The sequence below is a fragment of the Phenylobacterium sp. genome (assembly GCF_013822795.1).
Lineage (GTDB): Bacteria > Pseudomonadota > Alphaproteobacteria > Caulobacterales > Caulobacteraceae > Phenylobacterium.
Genome location: NZ_PNLB01000040.1, coordinates 1 through 2,058, shown reverse-complemented (window position 1 = coordinate 2,058; position 2,058 = coordinate 1). Strand labels below are relative to the sequence as shown.

Annotated in this window: 3 protein-coding genes; 1 reads left to right on the top strand and 2 read right to left on the bottom strand. The window is 68.4% G+C overall.

Features of this window, described 5'->3' with window-relative positions:
• The coding region (locus C0481_RS21780; protein ID WP_293407838.1) for an MFS transporter at nucleotides 1-1,348 on the top strand (1,348 nt) is incomplete at its 5' end.
• Between the two features lie 8 nt (nucleotides 1,349-1,356).
• Here C0481_RS21780 and C0481_RS21775 read toward each other — a convergent pair.
• The gene (locus C0481_RS21775; protein WP_293407837.1) at nucleotides 1,357-1,617 is read right to left on the bottom strand and encodes a hypothetical protein; all 261 of its coding nucleotides are present in this window, start codon (nucleotides 1,615-1,617) and stop codon (nucleotides 1,357-1,359) included.
• Nucleotides 1,618-1,716: 99 nt separating this feature from the next.
• The coding region (locus C0481_RS21770) for a class II fructose-bisphosphate aldolase (protein WP_293407836.1) at nucleotides 1,717-2,058 on the bottom strand (342 nt) is incomplete at its 5' end.

Here is a 2,058-nt window from a genome sequence, read left to right as displayed (position 1 = left end):
GGTCGGCCTGCTGCCCGGCTACGACCAGATCGGCGTCGCCGCGCCCGCGCTGCTGATCGTCATGCGGCTGATCCAGGGCCTGGCGCTGGGGGGCGAGTACGGCGGGGCGGCCACCTACGTCGCCGAACATGCTCCGCCCGGCAAGCGCGGGCTCTACACCAGCTGGATCCAGACCACCGCGACGCTCGGCCTGTTCCTCAGCCTGATCGTCATCCTGGCGGTCCGCTCGCTGACCGGCGAGGAGGTGTTCAAGGCCTGGGCCTGGCGCATCCCGTTCCTGGTCTCGGCGCTCCTGCTGGCGGTCTCGCTGTGGATCCGCCTGAAGCTCAACGAGAGCCCGGTGTTCCAGAAGATGGTCGACGAGGGCAAGACCTCGAAGAAGCCGCTGGCCGAGTCGTTCGGCCAGTGGTCGAACCTGAAGATCGTGCTGCTGGCCCTGGTCGGGCTCACCGCCGGCCAGGCGGTGGTCTGGTACACCGGCCAGTTCTACGCCCTGTTCTTCCTGGAGAAGACGCTGAAGGTCGACGGGCCGCTGACCAACACCCTGGTCGCCTGCGCCCTGATCCTCGGCACCCCGTTCTTCGTGGTGTTCGGCTGGCTGTCCGACAAGATCGGCCGCAAGCCGATCATCCTGCTCGGCTGCCTGCTGGCGGCGCTGACCTACTTCCCGATCTTCAAGGCCCTGACCGAGGCCGCCAATCCGGCCCTGGCCCACGCGACCGCCCGCGCGCCGGTGGTGGTGATCGCCAATCCGGCCACCTGCAACGTGCAGTTCGATCCCGTCGGCAAGCAGGTGTTCACCAGCGGCTGCGACGTCGCCCGCGCCGCGCTGGCCAACGCCGGGGTGTCCTATGAGAGCGTCAAGGCCACCGCCGAGTCCGAATCCGCCTTCGTCATGATCGGCGATCGCGGGTTCGCCGGCGTCGACGCCACGGGCATGGACATGGCGCAGTTCAAGGTCGCCCGCGACGCCTGGGTCAAGGAGCTCAACGCCGGCCTGCACGAGGCCGGATATCCGGCCAAGGCCGACCCCGACCAGGTCAACCGGCCGATGGTCGTGGCCCTGCTGTTCCTGCTGATGCTGTACGTGACCATGGTCTACGGCCCGATCGCCGCGGCCCTGGTCGAGATGTTCCCGGCCCGCATCCGCTACACCTCGATGAGCCTGCCCTACCACATCGGCAACGGCTGGTTCGGCGGCTTCCTGCCGACCACCGCCTTCGCCATGGTGGCGGCGACGGGCAACATCTACTTCGGGCTCTGGTATCCGATCGTCATCGCCGCGGTGACGGCGGTCATCGGCTTCTTCTTCGTGCGCGAGATGCGCGGGGCGAACGTCGACGACTAGGGCCGGGACTAGCGCCTGCGCCCGCCGCCCGGCTTGTTGATGTCGTAGGGCTCGTCATAGCCGTGGCGGGCCGAATAGAAGGCCAGCCACATCAGTCCGCCGGTCAGGCCGCCGACGGCGATCAGGCCGGCGACGACGAAGATCAGCACTTGGCCCAGGCCCTCCCAGCCGTAGCCCAGGCGCGAACTCGCATAGAGCATCCAGCCGCCGAGGCCGGCGATCGCGGCCAGGGCGGCCATCAGGACGATCAGGGTCCAGGTCCGGCGCATGCCTTTGCAATCGCCGTCGGCGGCGCAAGGTTCCCGGACATGCAAAAGCCGCCGCCTCGGGCGAGGCGGCGGCTCTGCGGGTCGTCTATGCCGATGGGCCTATTCGGCCGCTTGGCGGCTGACGCCGATCTTCGGGGCCAGTTCGCCCGAGGCGTAGCGCTTGGCCATGTCCGACAGTGGGATGGCCTTGATCGAGCTGGCGTGTCCTGCGGTGCCGAACTCCTCGAAGCGCTGGACGCAGACCTTGCGCATGGCTTCCTTGGCGGGCTTCAGGTAGCTGCGCGGGTCGAACTCGCCCGGCTTCTCGGCGAACAGTTTGCGGATCGCGCCGGTCATCGCCATGCGGTTGTCGGTGTCGATGTTGATCTTGCGCACGCCGTGCTTGATGCCGCGCTGGATCTCTTCGACCGGCACGCCCCAGGTCTGGGGCATCTCGCCGCC